Source organism: Arthrobacter sp. NPDC080086 (genome assembly GCF_040702285.1).
Genome location: NZ_JBFBKP010000006.1, coordinates 12,906 through 33,452 on the forward strand (window position 1 = coordinate 12,906; position 20,547 = coordinate 33,452).

Below are 20,547 nucleotides of genomic sequence, written 5' to 3' on the forward strand. Positions count from 1 at the left end.
TACGTTTGGCATGTCTCCTCCGGCTCTTTTTCGCGGACATCCGGTCAGCATCGGGCGTCGTCCTGACGCGCTTTCTAAGCCATCATTGCAGAATGGTATCGGCGGAGGCACATGCTCTGCCATTGAAGAGATTGATTAACTCAATCTGGGTAAGTTACCCAAGGTGATCGCGCACTCTTGCCATTGATTCTCGCGGCTCTGCTTCGCCGCTCCTCGATACGGTGCGACGTGATCCATCTTTGGGTTGTTCTCTCTGCCTAGTCGCTCGTGCCGTTGCGTTGCTTCCTAATGCTGCTGTGGGCAAGTGGGGGCAGGCGGTGGGCAACCTCGTGGGCGGCCGGCGGCCGTCCATCAGGTTGTCCAAAGTCTGTCCAGACGGGCCGCGCCAGCGGCTGTCCACAGCCGGATGCACCACCGCACCCCAATGCACGACTCAACAGCCGCCCTACCCTATTGCGCCAGCAGCTTGGCGATCTCGCGCTGACGCCGGCGCGCGCCGGCCTTGTTGTAGATCGCCGTGGTGGCCGGTGAGGCGTGCCCCAGATAGCTCTGCACCACGTCGACCGGCACGTCCGCTTCGGCAGACGCCGTGCCGAACGCATGGCGATAGGCGTGCGGATGCAGGTGGCCGGACTGGGCGAGCAGCGCCGGATGCGCCTGTTCCAGGTACGCCCTAAAATCTTCCGCCGCCCGCTCCACCAGCTTGCGCAAGCCGCGGTCGCTATACCCCGCCCGGCCGGCGGCAACCTTGGCGCGCACGCGCGGCAAGGTGTCGGCCTCCGCCGGCACCAGCAGCGGTCCCTCCCCCGTGTGTTCGACGCCGCGGTCGCGCCAGTGCAGCGTCAGGGCGTCGTGGGCGCGACGGCTCACCGGCACCTGGCGCACCTTGTTGCGCTTGCCCACAATTTTCACTTCGCCCCACAAGGGCCCGTCGCCCGCCACCAGCCGCAGCTCGGCCCGTTCGGCCGCCGCCGCCTCGAAGATCCGCATGCCCGAATCGCGCAGCAGCAGCACGGCCGCACGAATCGTGCGCCAGCGCGCATCGTCGGCGGCCTGCTCCGCCAGCCAGGGCACCAGCACTTGCCAGATCGGCTCCGGCACGGCGCGCTCCGGGTCGATCGCGGGCTCGGCCACGCGCAGCGCCGGCACCCCTTCCCAGGGATTCGAGTCGAGGTAGTGACGCCCCACCAACCAGGCGCACAGCGCACCCAACACCTGTTCGGCATACGCGCGGCTGCGCGGCGATAGCGCCCCCTGGAACGGGCGCCAGCCCGGCAGGTGGCGCGCGACCGGCGGTCCATTCCAGCGCAGCCCACGCTCCGGCGTCGCGAGGAAGGCCCGATAGGCGACACAGTCGTCGGTCAGCAGATCCGAGAACGCCTTGCCGCGCTCCAGGATGGCCCAGGCCAGGAAGCGTTCGGCCTCCTTGCGGTACGCGCGCCACGTATGGCTGCCGGTCGGCCACAGCGACAGCCAGGTCTGGATCGCCGCGTAGTCGTTGGTAGCCGCGATGCGGCAGCGGCGCAGCTCGCCCCGATTGACGCCGGCGCTGCCGTCGAACTGGGCCGGCAGGCGGATCGCTTCGAGTGGCACCGCGCGCGGCGCGGCGGGCGTCAGGGGCGGCGCGAGCATCGGCACCGGCAGCGGGGCGCCCGTGACGTGCGCGCCCAACCGCCCCAACGTCGCTTCGGCGGCCACCAGGGTGCGGACCACGGTCGCAGCGGCATGGCGCCCAACGCGCGGCACACGCCGCCACCAGCTGGCGCCCAGGTCGTTGGCCAACGCCATCAAGTCGCCCAAGGTGCGTACGCCGGCGTTCGCCAGGCGACGCGCCAACGGCGCAGCGAACCACAGCCGTACGTCGTGCGTGAGCGCCGGTGCAGGCGTGCCCAGCCGCTCCAGCTCGCGCAGCCCGGCGAGCATCGACTCGACGGCCTCCGCGCCCGGCGCGCGGGCCGCGAGCAGCTTGGCCAAAGGCTCACGGCCGTGTCGCAGCGCCAGCTGGGCCAAGGTCGTGCGCAGCGTCTTCAGCGCCCGCGTCGCTTCGAGGTCGGACCACTCGGTGTCGGGATCGAAGGACAGCCACCGACTCGCGACCGCCACGGGCCGCACCCCTTGCAGCCAGGCACGGACCGCGGCGTACTCGGCGCGGGTGGGCGCGCGGAACGGTGCGCGATCGGGGCTCACCGTGGTGCCTCGCCGGTGAGGGGGTGGTGGCCCATCCGGAGCTCAAAACCAGACGGCATCGTCATGGCGCGGGGGTGGGGATGGGACCGGGCGTCGCCGGTGCCACGTCCTGCGGCGAATTCGCTTCCTGGAGCGCGGCCACATAGTTCCGGCAAGCCGCGCGCAGGCGATCGATGTCACCGGCCTGGGCCAGCCGGGCATGCCACTGCACGATGAGGACCCGGGCCCGCACGCGCAGGAGGTGCGAACACATCAGGTCCGTCCAGTGGTCGGCACGCCCGTCGATCACGGTGTCGATGCGAGTCGCCACCGTGGTCCCGTAGTCCTGGTCGTCATCGCGCTCGTTCGCAATCAGCAGGGACGGCGCAAAGGCGGTCGCCCCGAGACGATGGCCGGCGGTCGCTTCGACCGCCGGACGCTGGGCATCCATCTGCCGATTGGTGGCGTCGGCCAGGTCATCGTAGTGACGCTGGTGCTGCGCCACGCTGCGCATGTAGTCGGTGTAGCCGGCAAATTGTGCGGCGCTGATGTCCTGCGTGGCCATGTCCCGGCCGGTCTTGATGAGAAGGAACCCGGACCGGCTGTCCTCGGGCCGCACCTGGAACGCCAGCAACTGCGCCTGGGGTTCCATCACGGCAGCGCCCATGGCGGCACCGCGCGGCTCGTCCGTGACATCCCGCAAGCCATCGGCCACGGGCAGGACGATCCGCGCCTGCCCGAGGCTCACCACGCGCGCGGCGGTGGGTTCGGCGCGCGACACATTCATCACGACGCACATGGCGAGCATGCCCAACGCCACTACCCGCAAAGCCGGGCACATCGATGCGCGTGAGCCGGTCGGCAGACGGCGCGAGCGAGGGGCCGCGCCCGACGGATCTTCTGAGGGCGTCATGGTTGCGCTCCGGACAGCGGTTGGCCGGGCCGGGGTTCGAAACATAGGGTCAGGACCGACTGCAGGCGCATGATGTAGGCGGTCACCCGATACGGTCCGCGCTCCTGCACCGTAAAGAACACGTTGCGATTCGACGGTGGGAGCGTGCGCTGCGCCTCGCTGACCTGGCGCCGCAACTCCGCTACCAGCTGACCATACCAAATCACGGTGTCGAGAATGGGGTCGAGCGTGCGGGCGCCGAACGCGTTGGCGACGACGGCCAACGACTCGCGCGCATCGGCTGCGCTCTGGGCGCTCGCGTCGGGCGAGATCAGCGTGAGGCTGAAGCGCGCGGGCTGCGCGCCGCTACCCTCCGCCGTTACCCACAGGTGCTTCGACAGCGTGACCGTGGTGAGTTGGCCGAGCGTGGCGCTGGGTTCCGATTCGCGGCGCTGCACGGGCCGGCCGTCGAGAAGTTGTGACAGGCTCAGGCCAAGCGGGCCATCCGCGCGGGGCACGGTGGTCTGGTCGAGCCCTGGCAGGCTCTCGGTCGTGACGCAGGCGGCTGTGCCGACGCTCGCCCACAGGCACAACGCGGCGGCGAGGCCGAACGCGCGCAGCTTCACGCCGGCGCGCGGCCGCAGTGGGCGCGCGCCCGCTGAGGGTTCGCGGTCGCCGCGATCGGCTCGGCGCGTGGAGGGAATGCCCGTCATGCCGCGGTTCTCCTTGCAAGGGCCCCGCCCCATGGTCGGGGCGGGGCATTTCGTTGCACTCACTGGTCAGGACACCACCGTGGGCCATCCAACCACCATCACTATCAACAGGCCCCACAGGACCTGCACACACCATCGTGGCATTTGCCGCTCCCGCGCGCACCGTGCGCGCTGAACCGCCAGGGGCGGAGGATTCCGCCGGGCGCTTGGAGATGGAAAACACGCACGAGTAAGGGTCGAGTCGCGGCTGGTGAAGGTCCTGGACCTGGCTTGGTGTTGGAAAGGCATGCGGCCTCCTTGTTGGCTGCGTTGCCCGGGGCCTTGGCGCCCCCGGCGCAAGCGCACCGTGCGCTTGCCTGACCGTATAGCGCGCGCAGGCGTCCATGACGCGCGCCCAACCGAACTTTCTTTCGACCGCCACCGCCCTGCCCCGCCGACGCGCCAAAGCTGGCCTGCTGCGGCCGCCAACCCTCACTTTTCCGCGACGCGTTTCGCCAAACGCGGCTTTTTGCGCGTAAATGCTGGTGCCGATAATAGCATTTATCGGCACTGACGAGAGACCGGCCCGGGGCACGGTCGTAGCCGGTAATAGGAGTTATCGGCAAGGCGTTCAGGCGATGACAACGCTGCGAGCAGCGGCGGATCGTGCCCACGTGGGCCGCGCAGCAACCGCCCACGCGGACGCTCGCCCGTCGCCACCAATCGGGTCGCGCCGCCGCTATACTCTCGCGCGACACTTCACCGAACTGGACTCATGGGCTTCGAACAACTGGCCGCACTCAAGGCGACCCTCACCGAACAGGCCAAACAGGCCCAGCGCGCCGCACTGCCGAAGGCGCCCCGCCAGCGCCCGTCTGCTCCCACCGCGAGACCACCGGTCGACCCCGTGGTGCGGAACATTGGCAAGCTGCAACAGCACTTCCCACAGGCGTTCCCCAAGAACCCGGCGCCCAAGGTGCCGCTGAAGATCGGTATCTTCGCCGACCTCCTGGCCCAGGCACCGACGTTGGCGCTGACCGAAGCCGAGCTGCGCGACGCGCTGCGGACCTGGTGCCGGGGCACGCGCTACTGGGCATGCCTCGCCGAAGCTGCGCCGCGCGTGGACCTCGCCGGCCAAGCCGCCGGGCACGTCACGGCCGCCGAAGCGAGCCGCGGACGACAGATGCGGGCCGGTCGCCCGAAATCCGAGGCAGCACAACCCGCACGGGACTGACTGAGGCGCCCACCGGCAACGGAGCCGGCTCTAGAAGCGGAAGATCTCGTCGAAGTGCTTTCCCTTTTGGGCCTCGGCCTCCGCCTCCGTGGAGTACGGAGGGTCGATGTCGAACGACCCCTGGGTCGTATTCAGAATGACCTGAAAGTCGGGGCCACGGACTTGCACCCCCATGCCGATCACGTGGTCGAGTTGGATCAGGATCGATTGGCCCTCGCCCTTGATGCCGACGCGGTCTTCGCTTTTTTCGGTGAATTGAAACGTCATGACCTGCTTCCTAGATGGTTGGACGTCCAGTGTAGCTTGGATCACAAGGCAACCCTCGTTGGATGCCGATCCCTAGCCGGCCGGGGATCAGCGCAGCACCACCGTCATGCTAGGATGTGCGGCCTCCAGACCCCGACCGCCCCGCCCGCTCGATGGCCGATCGCATCACCCGCCGCCTGTTTTCCGGCCATTCCACCGTCATTCTGGAAGTCGCGCAGGAGGATCTGCCGATTCCCGCTGAACTCGTGCCCCAGTTTGTCGGCGCGATTGATGGGAGCACCATCACGGTCAGCCAGGAAGCCAGCGGCGAGTACCTCTTCACGGTCACCCATCGGTGGCTGCGCGAGCCCATGCTGCGGGTCTTGTGGTGGGATCACGATGGCGCGATGCGCTACTTGATGAACGAGCAATTTTTTCTGCTACCCGCGAAGCAGCGCAAGGGCTATGGGATTCGCAGTGTGGCCCTGGAGCTGTACACCGCGCGGGCGTGTGGGGTCGCCTCCGTGTCGTGTGAGGCCGCCGGTGGACCGGGCCGCGAGAGGGTTGGCTACTACACCTGGCCCCTCTTTGGCTTCGATGCGGATCTGACCGAGGCGGACATCGCGGCGCTGCCTGCCGACATGGCGCATTGCCGGTCGTTGAATCAGTTGATGTTGTGCCCGGGCGGCGCCGACCATTGGCGCAGGAACGGGCACGGTGTGTATGTTATCTTTGATCTCGCGCCCGACTCGGGCTGCTGGGATATACTGAACGCCTATATGGAACGCGAGGGCGTAGAGCTATGACGACGAGGAGCAAAGCGGCCGTGCCGCCGAAGGCGATCTTGGCGCGCATGGCGAGTGTGTTGGCCAAGCACGGCGCGACGACCGTTCGGAGGGAAACCGACTCGGTCAGCGTCGATATCCTGGACGCCGGCACCGAGCATCTGGAACTGGCCCGCCAGCGCCTGCGCGAAGGACGCCGGCCCGCCAGTCAGGCGGTGACCGTGCGGCGCAAGACGCCCACCATCATCGTGAAAGCCCCCCACAAAAAGACCGCCTGATCCGGCGGTTTTTTTATGGCTGCGTCGACCCGTTGGCTAGCCTGCCCGACCTGCGACCACCTGTGTGACCACTGCCAGGCGGCCACCACCGCACCCGCTCCGTCCTCCATGCATTCGTGGCTCTGCAGCCGCTGCGGCACCGGACACTTGGTAGCGCATCTGCGCAGCAAACAGGCTCTGCGTGATCGACTCGAAGCGCCGCACGGACAGCAGCGCCTGTTCGACTAGTGACGCACGAAGCCGCCGAAGCTCAGCCCCTGAATCGAGAGGGAAAGGGTAGGACGAAGAAGAACGTTGCCCGCTGCCTTTGTCCTATTGAGTTCCGCTTCGCGAGCCCCCTCAAGGACTTGGTTTGACGTGGCGGATCCTGCGGCAAAAAAGCTTGCATCCGACCACTTAACGTTCAGAAGGCCGCTCCCTAAAAGGGACCGAGCTCACCGCGCCTTATGACCATCCTCCCAGGCACCCAGAAGTCAGTTCTCTTGTGAGCGCTGTAGAGCGTGCGCATGCCGAGGTAATTGCGCGCCACTCGCTGTATCGGCAATGGTGGGAAGGGCGGCGCCCCCCCTTTCCCAGAACGTTGCGAGTGCTGGTGGCCTCTGGAGTCGCTCGGGAGGCCCCGAGAGCAATCCGGAGAACCGAGTCCCTTTTAGGGACTGCTTGCCGCGGGAGCTCCGCAAGTCAATCACACGGCTCGCAAAAACCGGCTCTCCAGTCCCTAAAAGGGACCGAGCCATTTACCAGAAAAAAAAGAGCCCCAAAGGGCTCTTCACTGCGAGCATCTAGGTCAATCCTGTCCAGGGTTCTCGCTGAATAGCTCATTCATGAGCTGCCGAATCCGCACCTCTTGAGCATCAGTCAGCATGGAACGTTTGATTTTCAGCGTCAGCGAGTTCACATCCTTAGTGAGACTTCCAGCCTGCTTCTTTCCCGAAAAGAACTTGTCGATGGTACGCTCGGTCGCAACGGCGGGCGTTCCCTTACGAGTCGCGACTGCGATCACGGCAGGAGCAAGCTTCGTCTCCGCCATCTGGCCAGACGATACCGACGGCCAAAGTTCCTTCGCAGCTGCAACTGCAGCCTCGCCGTGCTTCTTCAACGCGGAGGCGAGTGCTTCCGCAGCATTTCCGCCTAGCAAACCTGGCTCAAGGTCCAAGTCAGCACGGATAAAGTCAGGCAACCCCTCGAATGCCAAGAAACGATGTAGCCCCTGCTTCGACAAACCAAGCGCCTCAGCCAGGCGTTTCCTGTTCGGAAACTCCTTCACCGATCGCTGAAGTGACAAGGAGATCTCGTAGTCGGATAGGTCGTCGCGCCCCATATTCTCGACGAGCGCCAGCACGGCCATATCCTCGTCACTGCACCCAGCCACGACCGCCTTGATGTTCTCCAGGCCGAGGATCTTGTGTGCTCGCCAACGTCGCTCGCCCGCGACAATTTGGTACCCGGTCTCCACGCGCCGAACAACGATAGGCTGCATGAGCCCGACCTCGCGAATAGACTCTGCGAGCTCGGCCATCTTCGCTTCATTGAACTTTCGACGCGGCTGCCACGGATTTGGACCAATCTCCACAACCAAGAGCTCAGTAGCAGTCCCTTTCGCTTCAAGCTCTTGCACACGGAGCTGTGCAACAGCAAGCGCGCCAGCAAGACCCGGCGCCGTCTGTGTGCGGTTATTCCGGGGCACTTCACCGTCTTTGATGTCCGAAGTCTTCCGAAGGCCGGCGGTCTTGTTCAGTAGGGATTCTCGCAGATTGTTGCTCATTGTTCGTTCCTCCACTTCTCAGCGTATGTCTCATCAATCCAGCGGCAGTAATCAACCAACGGCTGCCGAACACGCTGAAGGGACTTTGCCGCGCTATGGGAGCTGCTCACGTCAAACACGGTAGAAAACGCCAACGCGCCGGTACTCATTACTGAACTCGCCGGCACCTCGATGGAATGAAGCCACTTCTCATATGCTGACTCCGCCCATGCACGAACAACCGGCGCGGACGAGGTGCGTCCGTAGTCGACCTTGGACAACACTAGTGAAACGAAGTCGTACTTCTTGCCTTGTTCGTACTGAAGGAAGCTCTTGGACACGTCCGAGAACAATTTCCAGAATGACAGCGAGCTAATAAAGTCCAGGCTCTCAGGAACCATGGGCATGACCATAGCGTCGGCCGCCAACAGAGCATTGAGATTCATGTAGGAAAGCGACGGCGAAGTGTCCATCAGGATGTAGTCATACTTAGCGCGCAGTGGCTCGAGCCCATCGCGCAACACGGTCCAGAACTTGAAGCCTGGAGTGACTCGCTGCATGGCCGGTAGGTGAAACTCCGCCCCGATGAGCTCGGTATGGGCGGGGAGCACATCCAAGCCGTCCCAGTAGGTGGATTGGATTTTTGACTCCAATCCACCTGGCATCTTTTGGTCGTAGATAAATGGCAGCACCGTGTCGTCCGACGTGACATCCTTCTCGGCATACAACCCACACAGCTCCGAGAGCGACGCCTGCGGATCCAAGTCAACTACAAGTACCTTTCGCCCACGAAGTGTCAACCCCTGTGCGATGCACATGGTTGTAGTGGTTTTAGCAGACCCCCCTTTGAGCTGGGCGGTAATCAAGATCTTCCCCTTGCCATCGCCAGTTCCAGAAGCCAGAGGTGTTTGGTAGATATCACTGACCTTCTGGACCCACGTACGTGCTTCAGCTAGCGTGAACGTGCGAGTCCTACCGGTGCCGGCAGCAGTCCCAGCGGGCAGCTCACCATCTCCTTTCGTCGCCAGATACTGGACTTGCGAATGCGAGATGTTGCACATGTCGGCAATCTCGCCTGTTTTGAAGATCGGTGGGGTCTTCCGCGGTCGTGGTGCGAGAATCGTTTCGCGCAGCTCGTCGGTAAAAATGGTGACCTTGTCTGCAAACTGGCTAATCTGCTCCAGCGTAACAGTCCGGTCGATCGCCGGAAGTTGGCTTGTTTTTACCATTCTGAGGTTTTCCAGAAAAATTCGACAAACCTCAGAATATAGCAAAATACAGAAAGCGTCTTTAGTGAACGGAAGATTCTCTTGAACAACCCGGCACTTTTCGGCGCTTTCGTTGCAGAAACGCTTCGCTACCGGAAACAAGTTGCAATTCGAGTTGTTCGACCCTCGACAGAATCCCCAATTCCGTCTTCATGGTGAGGTCCGATGTGCTGGTTTACACGGAAGTGCATTTTGGCCACACACATGCGGTGCACGACCTGCGGCTCACATGCCGAAATCTCCCGACCCAAACGGTGGCGGAACGAACATCTGATCCTCCATTCATTGAATTCAGCACAATGAGTCTCACCGTTGAACTCCACCCCGGCCTCATCCGCACAATGAACCTCACCCAGAGTGAAGGGGTACGGGCACGTCTCGCGCATAGATATGACTTCATTCCACACGTACGCACAATGCACCTCACCATGAAGGTCGCCGAGAACCTTCGCACTACCAATTAAGCTTCTTAGAAGCTCAAGGTTTGTTGGTTTTCTTTTTCAAAAACAACCGACCAACCAACCAACAGTAGAACTCAATACTTATTAAATTCAAGGGTTTAGGCACGGAAAGGTGAGATCTGTTGTGCTGGAGGTGAGGTTTAGTGTGTTTGCAGGTGAGGGTAGCTGTGCGGACAAGGTGAGGCTTCGGACTACACCAAGGTGAACCTGCGTGTGCACGATGAATTTGGATACCCGGCGGGTGAGGTAGGTTGTGCGTACGCCTGTGGATAACCCATTGACCCGCATTCAGTAAGGCTTCCCGGGCATCGAACCGCATTTGTTGGTGAGGTAGGTTGTGCAGAGTAAGGTGAGGTAGGTTGTGCAGATGTCCCTTGGATGCTACGGTGAGGTTCTATGTGTTGACTGCTCACCATCGCGTGCTACAGTCCACGGAACAGAAAAAGGGCAGACCTAGCAATGGCAGCGGACATCCCGGCAGACGGCACCGTCAAAGCGACATCACGGCAGATGGCGCTCTCACTATTCGAGGACATGTTCGATACCGGCGTGCCTATCAATGAAGCCAACCGGGAAATTGGCTACCAGCGCAACAACCTCTTCACTGAGATTGTCAACGTAGGCCTGCCCGCACGCCGCTTTCTCGACGCGGCGTATTTCCTCATCGCTCAAGACGCTTCTGAGAAGGACTTCTTCGACGTTGACCTGAATTACTTCAAGTGGCTTATGCGGTATGACAGCCGCAACCTCAAACACCTGAGGTCCGTTGCGGACGAGTGCCAGAATGGCAAAATTCGCGTTACCAGCACGCCGCCAGGTCAAGCGCCGCGCGACGACGACTCGTGGGTATCAGTGCAGTTGATGGGTACGGTGGCCATGCATCGTGGCCGAATTGGATTTCGCGTACCTCCTGAGTTACTGCCCCACATCCGTGACCCGCAACGCTCGCACTGGTTGAGCCTTCGCATTGCCACGGCGTTCACGCGAAGTCTGGCTCGTGCAATCTACGACCGCATCCTGCCAAGTGTCCAGCAGGGCAGGACCGACTGGATACCGCTCGAGGAGGTCCGCAATTGGCCAGGGAAAATGGGCGCGAATGCGGCCATCTTCAAGTACTTCAAGCGTGATTGGCTGGAGCCCGCCGTGAAGGAAATCAACGAGATTTCCGACATTGAGCTGGAGTACGAAACGCGCAGTGAATCGCCCTCGTCGAAGAAAATTGACCGCATCCGGTTCGTGAATTTGAAGCGCAAAGAAACCGCCGATGCAGTCCTTGTGAATCTCTCCGATGCGAGCGACTTGTACATGACGCTGAAGAATGAGTTTCGCCTGTCGACAGAGCAATTCACGGAAATCTCTGAAAACCGGAACACGTGGACAGACGATCGGATTCTGCAGGCGCTGGAATACACTCGATATCGCATCAATCAGGGCGTGGTGAAAAAGAGTCCGGCCGGGTATCTCATGCAGGCCTTGAGAGGCAACTGGGCCGTCAGCGAAGCCGAGCTGAAGATGAATGCCATTCAGGGGAACCTGCTAACGGCCGAACGCAAACTAGCAGAGGAGAAGTCATCAGCCCACAAGGCAGTCCAGACCAGCACGGCCATGCACGACGCGGCGACCCGAGACCGCGTCAACGATGAAATCCAGTCCGGACGCAAGCACTTCACTGACGCCGACGCGAAAACGCGCAAGGACCTTGTCCGAACGTTCCTTGCGTCCCCCCTGCACGGCAAGATTATGCTGCGCCGACATAAGCTGACCCCCGCCGATATCACCGAAAGCAACGTCCTGGCTCTACACACGGACATCGTCACGTCCTTCTGCCAGTTCGTCTCTGCGAAGATTAGCAAAGCGGCCCGCGCAGGTGACAACACCTAACTCGGCTTCTCTTGACTGCGACGCAAAGTTTGCGCCGGCCTCAGCGGGGTATCCGTGTGCTCGGGACTTAGCACTGTTGCGCCGAGGCTGCGCGCGTCTGCGCCTAGCACGCAAGAGGAACCCATGCTCGTTTTGCGGGAAGGGCATTTGGTAACTACCCCCCACGGCTTCAATTTCTACGATGCCTACGCAAACGGGCGTTAATAGGGACAGCGATTGCTAAATGGACAGTTGTTTCAGAGATTTGGTCGACTCTGCTAACACCGATGGCCCTGCAATGAGGCATCGCTGATCATTCGGGCTATGGTGCCGGTTGCCTTTTCTGGCGCAGTTCCTTGATAGCGCTTCGCGAAGAGATCCGCTTTCCGCTTCAACGATGAAGTCGAGAGCGCGGCCGCGAGCACTGTGCGAGCACTTTCAAGCGTGCGAGGCGGTTTCCACAGGATCCCTGCGCTAAGAGCTTCAATGCGTCGCGCCGCCAAAGCTTGCTCAATGACCTGCGGAACCATTAGCAGCGGTACCCCAGCCAGTAATGCGTCAGCCATGGTGCCGGTTCCGTAGACCACGGCGAGGTCCACGCCCTGGAGCGTGCCAGTCAACGCGACAGGGTGCGGCAAAATCTTGAGGCGCGGCGAACTCAGTCGTTTTATATCGTCTGCCGACATACCAGGCGAAACGCAAAGCACTGTCGCCGCTGTGTCCCTGAGTGCTGCAAGCATGTGCTCGAATCCGGGGACGGACGGGCGAAGATAGGCAAAGATGCGGCGACTCGCACCCGCTGGCCATGGGCACTCAACCGCGTTCGTCAGCATGGAGATGGGGCCAACGTACAGGACATCAGTGCGCGCCCCATAGTGGTCCAATTCCGGAAACGTCGTTAGTACAGTCGGCAGATTGGTGAACAAGTCCGCTATACGCAATATCGGGGCTTGGCCAAATCTGTCCAAAACCGCATTGAAGGTATGCAGCACCACCGAATCTGCTTGCTGCAACCGCTCGACGGGAATGCTTTCCCACGGCCGGATGCTCGGAAGCGGGCTGACGGCAGGTGGCAATTCGAAGCCAATGCAGGTCAGCACGGCAGGTAGCCCGAGGGCGCGTGCCGCGAGGAGTGCTGTTGGCGCGTGGTTGATCACCACAACGTCGGTTAGGTGCAAATCAAAGAGGGCCGCCCATGCCTTCACGCGTGCGAGGGTGCCAAGCACATCTCCGTATCCAGCCCCAATCAACATTTCGGAGTAGTTCGCTGGGGCGTAACTATCTTGAGGGGTGCTTGCGGCAGCCGGGGCTTGGACAAATTTGAAGCCGGCTGGCGACAAAACCTGTTCAGCGACACGCAAGTCCTTTACCGAGAACAGTACGTCATGGCCTTGTTTTCGTAGCACTTCGGCTACTGGCAGATCGCGTGCGAGATGCCCGAGGTTGGCGCCCAACTCCCAGGCGAAGAGGATGCGACTCATGCTGGAAAAAAGAAATACGAAGATCTGATTTTCGAAACTTTCAACTGCTGTCGTGAAACATGCACACCCACCTTAGGAGGAGCTTTTTCCCAGGCGCCTAGCTGCTACGCTCACTGCCCAATAGCAAACGCGTCGATACGCGTAGCACGGGGAGAGTTTCAGCATGACCGAGGGCAATCACGTCAACGCCACCGGGAGCGTAGCCGATAAAGTCGGGGCTACGCGCATCAGCACGGGCCTTATTTGCGTCTGCATTGTGGCCGGACATCACCAGCGGCCAACGGATGCCAATCAACTGGCGCGCTCGCTTGCGTTCGAGCCTGGCCGTCTTCTCTCGGACGTGGATGTACTTCGGGCTGCAGGAGAGATTGGCCTGAAGGCCAAGTTCGCATCGTCCTCCTGGGAGCGGCTCGCGCGTACCCCCTTGCCTGCCATTGCAACGTTGGACGGCGGGGAGCGCGTTGTTATCTTGCGCATCCTCTCGAATGACAGAGTCGTCGTGGCAGATCCACGGCAGCCGCGCGCCACGCTTTTTACTCGCGAGGCATTTGAAGAGGTCTGGACGGGACAGCTTTGTCTCATCAAGACCAAGCTCCGGCTCGACAATCCCAATCGCCCTTTCGATATTGCGTGGTTCGTTCCAGCAATCTGGAAGTACAAGCGCATTCTGGGCGAGATCCTGGTCGCGGCTTTCGTTATCCAGTTGTTTGGCCTGGTCACACCGCTGTTCACGCAGGTCATCATCGACAAGGTGCTCATGCACAAGAGCTTGTCGACGCTGCACGTGCTGGCAGCCGGCATGCTGATCCTGATCGTGTTCGAGGCCATCCTGAACGTGCTCAAAGCGCAGTTGATGGCGCATACCTCGAACCGAATCGACGTTGGGCTGGGGGCGAAGCTGTTCAAGCATTTACTGCACATCCCTCTGCGCTATTTCGAGGTCCGGCGCGTCGGCGACACTGTGGCCCGCGTACGCGAACTTGAGGGCATTCGCCAGTTCCTAACGGGTTCGTCCATCAATGTCGTGATGGATCTGTTGTTCGTCGTTATCTTCATCGCGGTGATGCTGCTGTACAGCCCGCTACTGACCGCGGTGGTGTTGGCGTTCATTCCGCTGTTCGTTGCACTGTCACTGGTCATGCGCCCGCTGATGCGTGAGCGGTTGGAAGAGAAATTCGATCGCGGCGCGGAAAGCCAGTCCTACTTGGTGGAGGCCGTTACGGGCGTGCAGACCGTCAAAGCCATGGCGCTTGAGCCGATTCTGTACAAACGCTGGGAAGAACTGCTTGCGCGGTACGTCACCGCGTCTTTCCGCACCTCACATCTGTCCGGGATTTCCGGCGCGCTGGGCCAATCCATTCAGAAGCTGTCTACGTTGGCCGTGCTGTGGGTCGGCGCCTATCTGGTGATGGAGAACAGCCTGACAGTCGGGCAACTGATCGCGTTTCAGATGCTCTCAGGTCGCGTGATTTCGCCGGTGCTGCGGGTCGTGCAGACATGGCAAACGTTCCAGCAGGTGGGGCTCTCGGTTGAGCGATTGGGCGACATTCTCAACACGCGTGCGGAGCCCTCACTCAATCCAAACAAGGCAAGCCTTCCCGCTATCCAGGGCGCTGTGCGGCTGGAGAACGTGCGCTTCCGCTACAACGTCGACGGCCCTGAAATCCTGCGCAATCTCTCGTTCACCATTGAGCCAGGCACGACTGTCGGCATCGTGGGGCGCAGTGGTTCCGGTAAGAGCACGCTCACGCGCTTACTTCAGCGACTGTATGTACCTGAATCCGGGCGCGTGCTCATCGATGGTGTCGACTTGCAGCAGGCTGACCCCATGTGGCTGCGCCGACAAATCGGTGTCGTGCTGCAGGAGAACTTCCTGTTCAACGGCAGCGTGCGCGACAACATTGCCATCCACGCGCCTGGCACCTCGATGCAGCGCATCGTGGAAGTCGCCAAGCTCGCCGGGGCGCACGACTTCATTCTCGAACTGCCCGAGGCGTATGACACCCCGGTTGGCGAACGCGGCACTGCGCTTTCCGGCGGGCAGCGTCAGCGCATTGCCATCGCTCGTGCCTTGCTCGCCAACCCACGCATCCTGATTTTTGACGAAGCGACCAGCGCGCTGGACTACGAGTCGGAGCGGATCATTCAGGACAACCTGAGCAAGATCTGTGAGGGGCGCAGTGTCTTCATCATTGCACACCGGCTGTCCACCATTCGCCATGCCGACACCATTCTGGTGATGGACAAGGGCGAGCTGGCTGAGCGCGGCTCACATGCGGAGTTGCTCGCGCGCGGTGGCATCTACGCGCATTTGTTCGCTCAACAAGCGGGGCCCGAATATGCCGCTGCTTAAGTTGATGAAGTTTGACCGGGCAGATGCAAATGGCCAGACAAAGGCCGAACGTCGGCGTGCCCGTCGCAATGCCCCGCTGACTCCGTTGGAGCAGGAGTTTCTCCCGCATCTGTTGGAAATCCAGGAGACACCACCCTCTCCGGCGCATCGCAAGGTGATGTGGAGCATTGTCGGGCTCGTGGTGATTTCGATTGTGTGGTCGTGCATTGGCCAAATCGCAGTCGTAGCGACGGCCCCGGGTAAGTTCATCCCCGACGGGCGGATCAAGCAGATCCAACCCCTGGAAGCGTCGACCATCAAGGCGATCCATGTGCAGGAGGGCCAGCACGTGCGGGCGGGTGACCTGTTACTCGAACTCGATCCGGCAATTAGTGGTGCTGCGTTACAGGCAAGCTCAGACAAGTACGCCTACAACCGCCTGGAGCAAGCGCGGCTCGCCGCCGAACTGACGCACGCCGCGCCTGACTACCGCAACGCTGACCCTGCATGGGTTGCGCTGCAGGAAAGTACGCGCGCCGCGAGGGAAGCAGCGTATACCGCCAAGCGGGAGCAAGCGCGCTCGCAAGTCGAAGAGAAAACCCACAGTTTGGCTGCAGCCCAGGCCACGCTGACGAAATACCGAGAGAACACCGCCATCAGCGAAGAGCGCGAATCCAGCGCGCGACCACTGGTGGAGACCGGTGCCATCTCGCGCGTCGACTACCTCCAACTCAAGCAAGAACTGACCAGCAATCGCAACGATCTTGCTGCGCAATCTAAAACGGTGGACGAGCAGCGCGCTGCGCTGCAAGAAGCCCAAAAGCGTCTGGCCGAAGTCGAGCACGAGCACCAGGCCGAGGTCTACGGGCAGTTGAGCGACAAGGTGGCCAACGAGCCGGGGCTGCGCGGCGATATGGAGAAAAGCCGCCAACTGCATGACTTGAAATGGCTCAAGGCGCCGGTGGACGGTTGGGTGCAGAAGATCAATGTGACCACGGTGGGTGGTGTCGTCAATCCAGCCCAGACGCTGATGACCATCGTGCCGGATGGCATGCCGCTGGTGGTCGAAGCCACGCTTTCTAACGACGACATCGGTTACGTCAAAGTGGGGCAGCCGGTAGAGCTTAAGGTCGACACCTTCCCGTTCCAGAAGTACGGGACGCTGAAAGGAACGCTAGTGTGGGTAAGCCCCGACGCGGAGGAGAAGAGCAGTGCCTCCATCAGCGACGAGAACGGCGCCGGGGGAAGTCAGCCGGAGAAAGCGATCCAGAACGTGAAGTCGGTCAAGGACGGCTATGTCTACAAGGTGCGTATCCGGGCGGAACGAAGTGGCTTTGTTGTGGATGGGCGCCCTGCGCCATTGCAAGCAGGAATGACGGTGCAGGCCGATATCGCTACGGATCGACGGAGAATAATTCAGTTCTTACTTTCCCCTGTAGTGAAGTACTTGGATGAGGCCGCTAGCGTTAGATAGAGAAAACCAGCCCTCTTTCCTTCCGGTGGGACGACACATCTAATTTTTTTGGAGGTAGCAATGGGATTGAAATTTTGCACTGTTTTCCTTGTTATTGCCCTCGTACCTTTGCTCTCGTCCGCCGAAGAGGCGGACAAGCCTGACTTTAATGGGGCTCCCAGGCGCTTTGAACAGAGGCAAGATGTAACAATGATTCGAGAGCACGGGCTGGAAGTTAGGTCGGTAAAAAATCAAGTTCTCGTAGGGAATGGAGGGGGAAATTCGCTTCCATTTTGGGTGCATCTCAGCGGCGAAAACCTTCATCTCTGCTCGATCTCAGGAACTGCCAAGCGGAAAGGCGTGCGCCATTATGTTTATCGGGGCGGAGCTTGCTTGCTCGACATAAGGTTTAAGGGGCATACGCTTGTGCTCTCCGATGTTAATGATTCATGTGCGCCGCAATATTGCGCTGCTCCGGCCGTTTTTGGGGTTCGAGATTTCGTTGAGGTTACAAAGTAGCATTTCAAATGAGAGGGGGTTGGCATGGCATCTAATTTCGATGGTTATGATCGCAGCATTCTGGTGGCGAACATGGGAACCATGTTTCTCTACACCGAAAACTCTGGTAATACCTCAACGCTGTATAGCTTTAGCTATGCTGGGGGGCAGAGTACATGGTCTTTTGGGGTAATCCAAGCGGATGTTGGCCACAATGGGCAAGCACAGTCTTTTTTGCAAACAATTGGATTCAATCAGTCGCAGATTGCCGAGCTGAGCCAGCAGGGGCAAATATCTGCCAGCGAGTTGGCGAATCTAAATCAGATACTTGCCTCCCATGAGGGAGCCGTCGACCAGTTTATGGCGGCCCAAATGGATCAGAAGATAAACAGATTGGATCAATTAATTAATATCCTAAAAGACGCTAACCCGAGCGCAGCGCAGTCGATTCTCAATGATAAGGACTTGCAACTCAGGCTTCTGGACTTCGATAATCAGTTCAATATTTCCGGGCTTGGTGGATCTGCCGCATCTCAGAATGGTATGCTTCGATATTTGGAGGGCTACCCTGTGACGCTTGGGAGCGGGGCGGTGCTGCAATTGCCTGCGGGTGCCGGGCTTTCTGTCAATGACATTAAAAACTATATTGGCAATACAACGCAGGCTATTCAAAACCCAAATGACATTCAGCGTCGCTCTTCGGATCTCGATAAGGCTCTCAAGGAAATACACTCCGCAGCAAATAGCGACAGTGGTGGAGACGGTCAAAGCGTAAGTGATTCGATCGATCAAAATGGCAATACGGTTAGCACTGTTACGGACGGGGATCGGACCACTGTATCAATTTATGATCCAAATGGGGTTCTTCTACAAACTACAATTGACTACCAAGACGGCGGCGATCATGTTTCCAAAACGACGAACTATGACAACAACGGAGGCATTTCGGGGTCAAGTGTCACGAGAACGGATAAGGATGGCAATTCAAAAACATCAAACTATGATGCAAACGGAGCGCTAACCAGTGATAGCTGGAAAGACGACAATGGGGCGAGCGGTGCCGACGTTTACAACTCAGACGGGACAAGCAGCGGTAGTCAGTTAAACGCTGACGGGTCTTCCAGCACATACCAAGATGACGGGCACGGTGATCGTACGACCACCAACTATGACGCCCACGGTGACGTCACGTCGGTGAAGACCGTCGCAACTCAGATCGATGATCAGGGTGGCGTCACAACGACCACCAGCACAACGAACTACGACACCACCACCGGTGCGGAAACGGGCCATAGCGTTCAATCGAATGATGGGCATGGCAACACCACGACCAGCGACTACGACGCCAATGGCAACCTGACCTCCTACAGCTGGCAAACCGAAGGCGGAGCCTCCGGCTCCAACACCTACGGCTCGAACGGCCAGATCACCAACGAAACCTGGAATGATGGCCACGGTGACTCGGGCAGCAACACCTACGACTCGAACGGCACGCTGGAATCCTCCTCGTGGCAAACCAATGACGGCCACTCCGGCACCAACAATTACGACCAGAACGGAAATTTGGTTTCCGACTCGTGGCAATCCCCTGATGGCACAACCGGTACCGACACGTATAACTCGGATGGTTCTCGCGCTTCTGACACTTGGCAATCGACGGGTGGCAGCTCCGGATCGGATACCTACAACCAAGACGGGTCAGTCGCGAGCTCGAGCGTGACCACCGTTACCACCAACGCTGACGGCTCTGTCACCACCTCGACAAGAGAGGACAACTACTCGACCGGCGGCGGTGACGGTTACGGCGGTGGCTATGGGGGCGGCTACGGTGGCGACTATGGTGGTGGTTACGGCGGTGGCTACGGTGACATCTACAACGACACGACCATCACCACCAACCCGGACGGGTCGTCGGTAGAAGTCGTCAGCACCAATCAATACGGCTACGGAGATACCACCACGACAGTCACGTCGGCAGACGGCTCGTACAACACGACCGAGACGACGGCGATGGGTATTACTTGGGAAACGTCATACAACGCCACCACGGGTGAGTACGACCATTCCACCATCTATAACGACGGTTCGCGTACCGACACGCAACAACAGGCGGACGGGACCAACACGACTACCGACCGCGACGCAAACGGGAACGTGACGCGCGTCGAAGTGAGCAACGGTGACTCGGATGTCACGACGATCTACCAAGATAACGGTGCCGTCAGCGTTGACACGCGAACTGGCGAAGACCATGTGATCGAAACCACCAACCCCGACGGCTCCCATTCAGAAACGCGCGTCACCAACGACGGGAATGAGCGCATCACCGACAACTACGATGCGAGCGGTCGCTTGACGAGCGAGGATGGTTACAACGCTTCGATACCGAGCGACAACACATCGAGTGGAACCATTAGCAGCAGTTGGGAAACCACGTACAACAGCGACGGCTCAAGCTCAACCCATGAAGTAGAGATGGCCGGGAATGGGCAGATTACGCACGACACTGAGACGGACTCGTCTGGCCAGACTGCCAGTACCACGACGACGATCGAGGTGAACGGCATCTCGGATCAAACGACGAAAAACGCAGATGGATCCAGCTCAACGGCACACTGGGACGACAACGGAAACTACCATTCCACGGATTACGATCCAGAGGGCCACATCCTCCAAGACGTGACGCGCAGTGCCGACGGCTCCTACTCGGATGTGACCTACGACCCTGCCACCGGTAGCACCACAACGAACGGCTACGACGCCTCGACTGGTACATATTCCACCCTGGAAGAGTCGCGCGATGCCAACGGCGCTTCCCGGGACATCGAAACCGATACCCACGCTGATGGCAGCACCCAGACAACTGAAACCGATACGATCAACGGCATCTCGCTGACACACGTCACCGACAGCGATGGAACCGAGGAATATAAGATCGGCAGCGCCAACATCACGGTGGATCAGTACGATCAGTACTGGCAGGACTATTTTGCGGGGGACGGTGCCAGCAACGATCCTGGCGCAGGCGACCCGGGCACCGGTGATCCCGGTGCAGGCGATGGGAGCTCAAGCACTCCCGATATGCCCGCCGGAACGACCGATCAGCAGGCAGCAGCGTAGTACGTAACGGAGGCGAGCCGTGCGTGAGTGCGGCTCG

General features: G+C 60.4%; 15 protein-coding genes. 8 read left to right on the forward strand and 7 right to left on the reverse strand.

Going from position 1 to position 20,547, the window contains the following annotated elements; translation table 11 throughout:
• Positions 1-450: 450 nt before the first annotated feature.
• The 3 genes from AB0305_RS04065 to AB0305_RS04075 form a co-directional block, all read right to left on the reverse strand.
• A complete protein-coding gene (locus tag AB0305_RS04065) occupies positions 451-2,187 on the reverse strand; it encodes a tyrosine-type recombinase/integrase (RefSeq protein WP_366171620.1) in 1,737 nt (578 codons plus the stop codon).
• Between the two features lie 61 nt (positions 2,188-2,248).
• The gene (locus AB0305_RS04070) at positions 2,249-3,079 is read right to left on the reverse strand and encodes a hypothetical protein (RefSeq protein WP_366171622.1); all 831 of its coding nucleotides are present in this window, start codon (positions 3,077-3,079) and stop codon (positions 2,249-2,251) included.
• Entirely contained in the window at positions 3,076-3,771 is a 696-nt protein-coding gene (locus AB0305_RS04075) for a hypothetical protein (protein WP_366171624.1), read from the reverse strand. Before AB0305_RS04075 ends, AB0305_RS04070 begins: the two co-directional genes overlap by 4 nt.
• A 754-nt stretch (positions 3,772-4,525) precedes the next feature.
• Here AB0305_RS04075 and AB0305_RS04080 point away from each other — a divergent pair.
• Positions 4,526-4,984 carry a ProQ/FinO family protein gene (locus tag AB0305_RS04080; RefSeq protein WP_366171626.1) on the forward strand — a complete coding sequence of 153 codons (459 nt, stop codon included), beginning with the start codon at positions 4,526-4,528 and terminating at the stop codon, positions 4,982-4,984.
• Between the two features lie 30 nt (positions 4,985-5,014).
• Here AB0305_RS04080 and AB0305_RS04085 read toward each other — a convergent pair whose 3' ends face one another.
• On the reverse strand, positions 5,015-5,251 hold the full coding sequence (locus AB0305_RS04085) for a hypothetical protein (protein ID WP_366171628.1): 237 nt from the start codon (positions 5,249-5,251) through the stop codon (positions 5,015-5,017).
• A gap of 152 nt (positions 5,252-5,403) precedes the next feature.
• Between AB0305_RS04085 and AB0305_RS04090 the strand changes: the two genes are divergently transcribed.
• Positions 5,404-6,036, forward strand: a complete 633-nt coding sequence (locus tag AB0305_RS04090; RefSeq protein WP_366171630.1) for a hypothetical protein — start codon at positions 5,404-5,406, stop codon at positions 6,034-6,036.
• Complete coding sequence (locus tag AB0305_RS04095) at positions 6,033-6,293, forward strand: hypothetical protein (RefSeq protein WP_366171632.1); 261 nt, start codon at positions 6,033-6,035, stop codon at positions 6,291-6,293. The genes AB0305_RS04090 and AB0305_RS04095 overlap by 4 nt, the downstream gene beginning before the upstream one ends.
• Positions 6,294-7,080: 787 nt before the next feature.
• On the opposite strand, the gene AB0305_RS04100 is transcribed toward AB0305_RS04095, so the two are convergent.
• Positions 7,081-8,058, reverse strand: coding sequence for a ParB/RepB/Spo0J family partition protein (locus AB0305_RS04100; protein WP_366171634.1), 978 nt, complete (start codon positions 8,056-8,058; stop codon positions 7,081-7,083).
• Complete coding sequence (locus tag AB0305_RS04105) at positions 8,055-9,407, reverse strand: AAA family ATPase (RefSeq protein ID WP_366171636.1); 1,353 nt, start codon at positions 9,405-9,407, stop codon at positions 8,055-8,057. The genes AB0305_RS04100 and AB0305_RS04105 overlap by 4 nt, the downstream gene beginning before the upstream one ends.
• 818 nt (positions 9,408-10,225) lie before the next feature.
• Here AB0305_RS04105 and AB0305_RS04110 point away from each other — a divergent pair.
• The gene (locus AB0305_RS04110; protein WP_366171638.1) at positions 10,226-11,647 is read left to right on the forward strand and encodes a replication initiation protein; all 1,422 of its coding nucleotides are present in this window, start codon (positions 10,226-10,228) and stop codon (positions 11,645-11,647) included.
• Between the two features lie 257 nt (positions 11,648-11,904).
• Here AB0305_RS04110 and AB0305_RS04115 read toward each other — a convergent pair whose 3' ends face one another.
• A complete protein-coding gene (locus AB0305_RS04115) occupies positions 11,905-13,107 on the reverse strand; it encodes a hypothetical protein (protein WP_366171640.1) in 1,203 nt (400 codons plus the stop codon).
• A 163-nt stretch (positions 13,108-13,270) separates the two neighbouring features.
• Here AB0305_RS04115 and AB0305_RS04120 point away from each other — a divergent pair, with 163 nt between their 5' ends.
• The 4 genes from AB0305_RS04120 to AB0305_RS04135 are packed head-to-tail and all read left to right on the forward strand — an operon-like array spanning position 13,271 to position 20,510.
• Positions 13,271-15,460, forward strand: a complete 2,190-nt coding sequence (locus AB0305_RS04120; protein ID WP_366171642.1) for a type I secretion system permease/ATPase — start codon at positions 13,271-13,273, stop codon at positions 15,458-15,460.
• Positions 15,447-16,913 (forward strand): HlyD family type I secretion periplasmic adaptor subunit, encoded by a 1,467-nt coding sequence (locus AB0305_RS04125; RefSeq protein WP_366171644.1) that lies wholly within the window; start codon positions 15,447-15,449, stop codon positions 16,911-16,913. Before AB0305_RS04120 ends, AB0305_RS04125 begins: the two co-directional genes overlap by 14 nt.
• Positions 16,914-16,973: 60 nt before the next feature.
• Positions 16,974-17,411 carry a hypothetical protein gene (locus AB0305_RS04130; RefSeq protein ID WP_366171646.1) on the forward strand — a complete coding sequence of 146 codons (438 nt, stop codon included), beginning with the start codon at positions 16,974-16,976 and terminating at the stop codon, positions 17,409-17,411.
• Positions 17,412-17,435: 24 nt separating this feature from the next.
• A complete protein-coding gene (locus AB0305_RS04135; RefSeq protein WP_366171648.1) occupies positions 17,436-20,510 on the forward strand; it encodes a hypothetical protein in 3,075 nt (1,024 codons plus the stop codon).
• The last annotated feature ends 37 nt before the right edge of the window (positions 20,511-20,547 follow it).

Coding starts and splice junctions, on each gene's coding strand:
- AB0305_RS04075 (WP_366171624.1), bottom strand. CDS start 3,771: ATGACGGGCATTCCCTCCACGCGCCGAGCCGATCGCGGCGACCGCGAA.
- AB0305_RS04085 (WP_366171628.1), bottom strand. CDS start 5,251: ATGACGTTTCAATTCACCGAAAAAAGCGAAGACCGCGTCGGCATCAAG.
- AB0305_RS04110 (WP_366171638.1), top strand. CDS start 10,226: ATGGCAGCGGACATCCCGGCAGACGGCACCGTCAAAGCGACATCACGG.
- AB0305_RS04090 (WP_366171630.1), top strand. CDS start 5,404: ATGGCCGATCGCATCACCCGCCGCCTGTTTTCCGGCCATTCCACCGTC.
- AB0305_RS04125 (WP_366171644.1), top strand. CDS start 15,447: ATGCCGCTGCTTAAGTTGATGAAGTTTGACCGGGCAGATGCAAATGGC.
- AB0305_RS04070 (WP_366171622.1), bottom strand. CDS start 3,079: ATGACGCCCTCAGAAGATCCGTCGGGCGCGGCCCCTCGCTCGCGCCGT.
- AB0305_RS04080 (WP_366171626.1), top strand. CDS start 4,526: ATGGGCTTCGAACAACTGGCCGCACTCAAGGCGACCCTCACCGAACAG.
- AB0305_RS04115 (WP_366171640.1), bottom strand. CDS start 13,107: ATGAGTCGCATCCTCTTCGCCTGGGAGTTGGGCGCCAACCTCGGGCAT.
- AB0305_RS04120 (WP_366171642.1), top strand. CDS start 13,271: ATGACCGAGGGCAATCACGTCAACGCCACCGGGAGCGTAGCCGATAAA.
- AB0305_RS04095 (WP_366171632.1), top strand. CDS start 6,033: ATGACGACGAGGAGCAAAGCGGCCGTGCCGCCGAAGGCGATCTTGGCG.
- AB0305_RS04100 (WP_366171634.1), bottom strand. CDS start 8,058: ATGAGCAACAATCTGCGAGAATCCCTACTGAACAAGACCGCCGGCCTT.
- AB0305_RS04135 (WP_366171648.1), top strand. CDS start 17,436: ATGGCATCTAATTTCGATGGTTATGATCGCAGCATTCTGGTGGCGAAC.
- AB0305_RS04130 (WP_366171646.1), top strand. CDS start 16,974: ATGGGATTGAAATTTTGCACTGTTTTCCTTGTTATTGCCCTCGTACCT.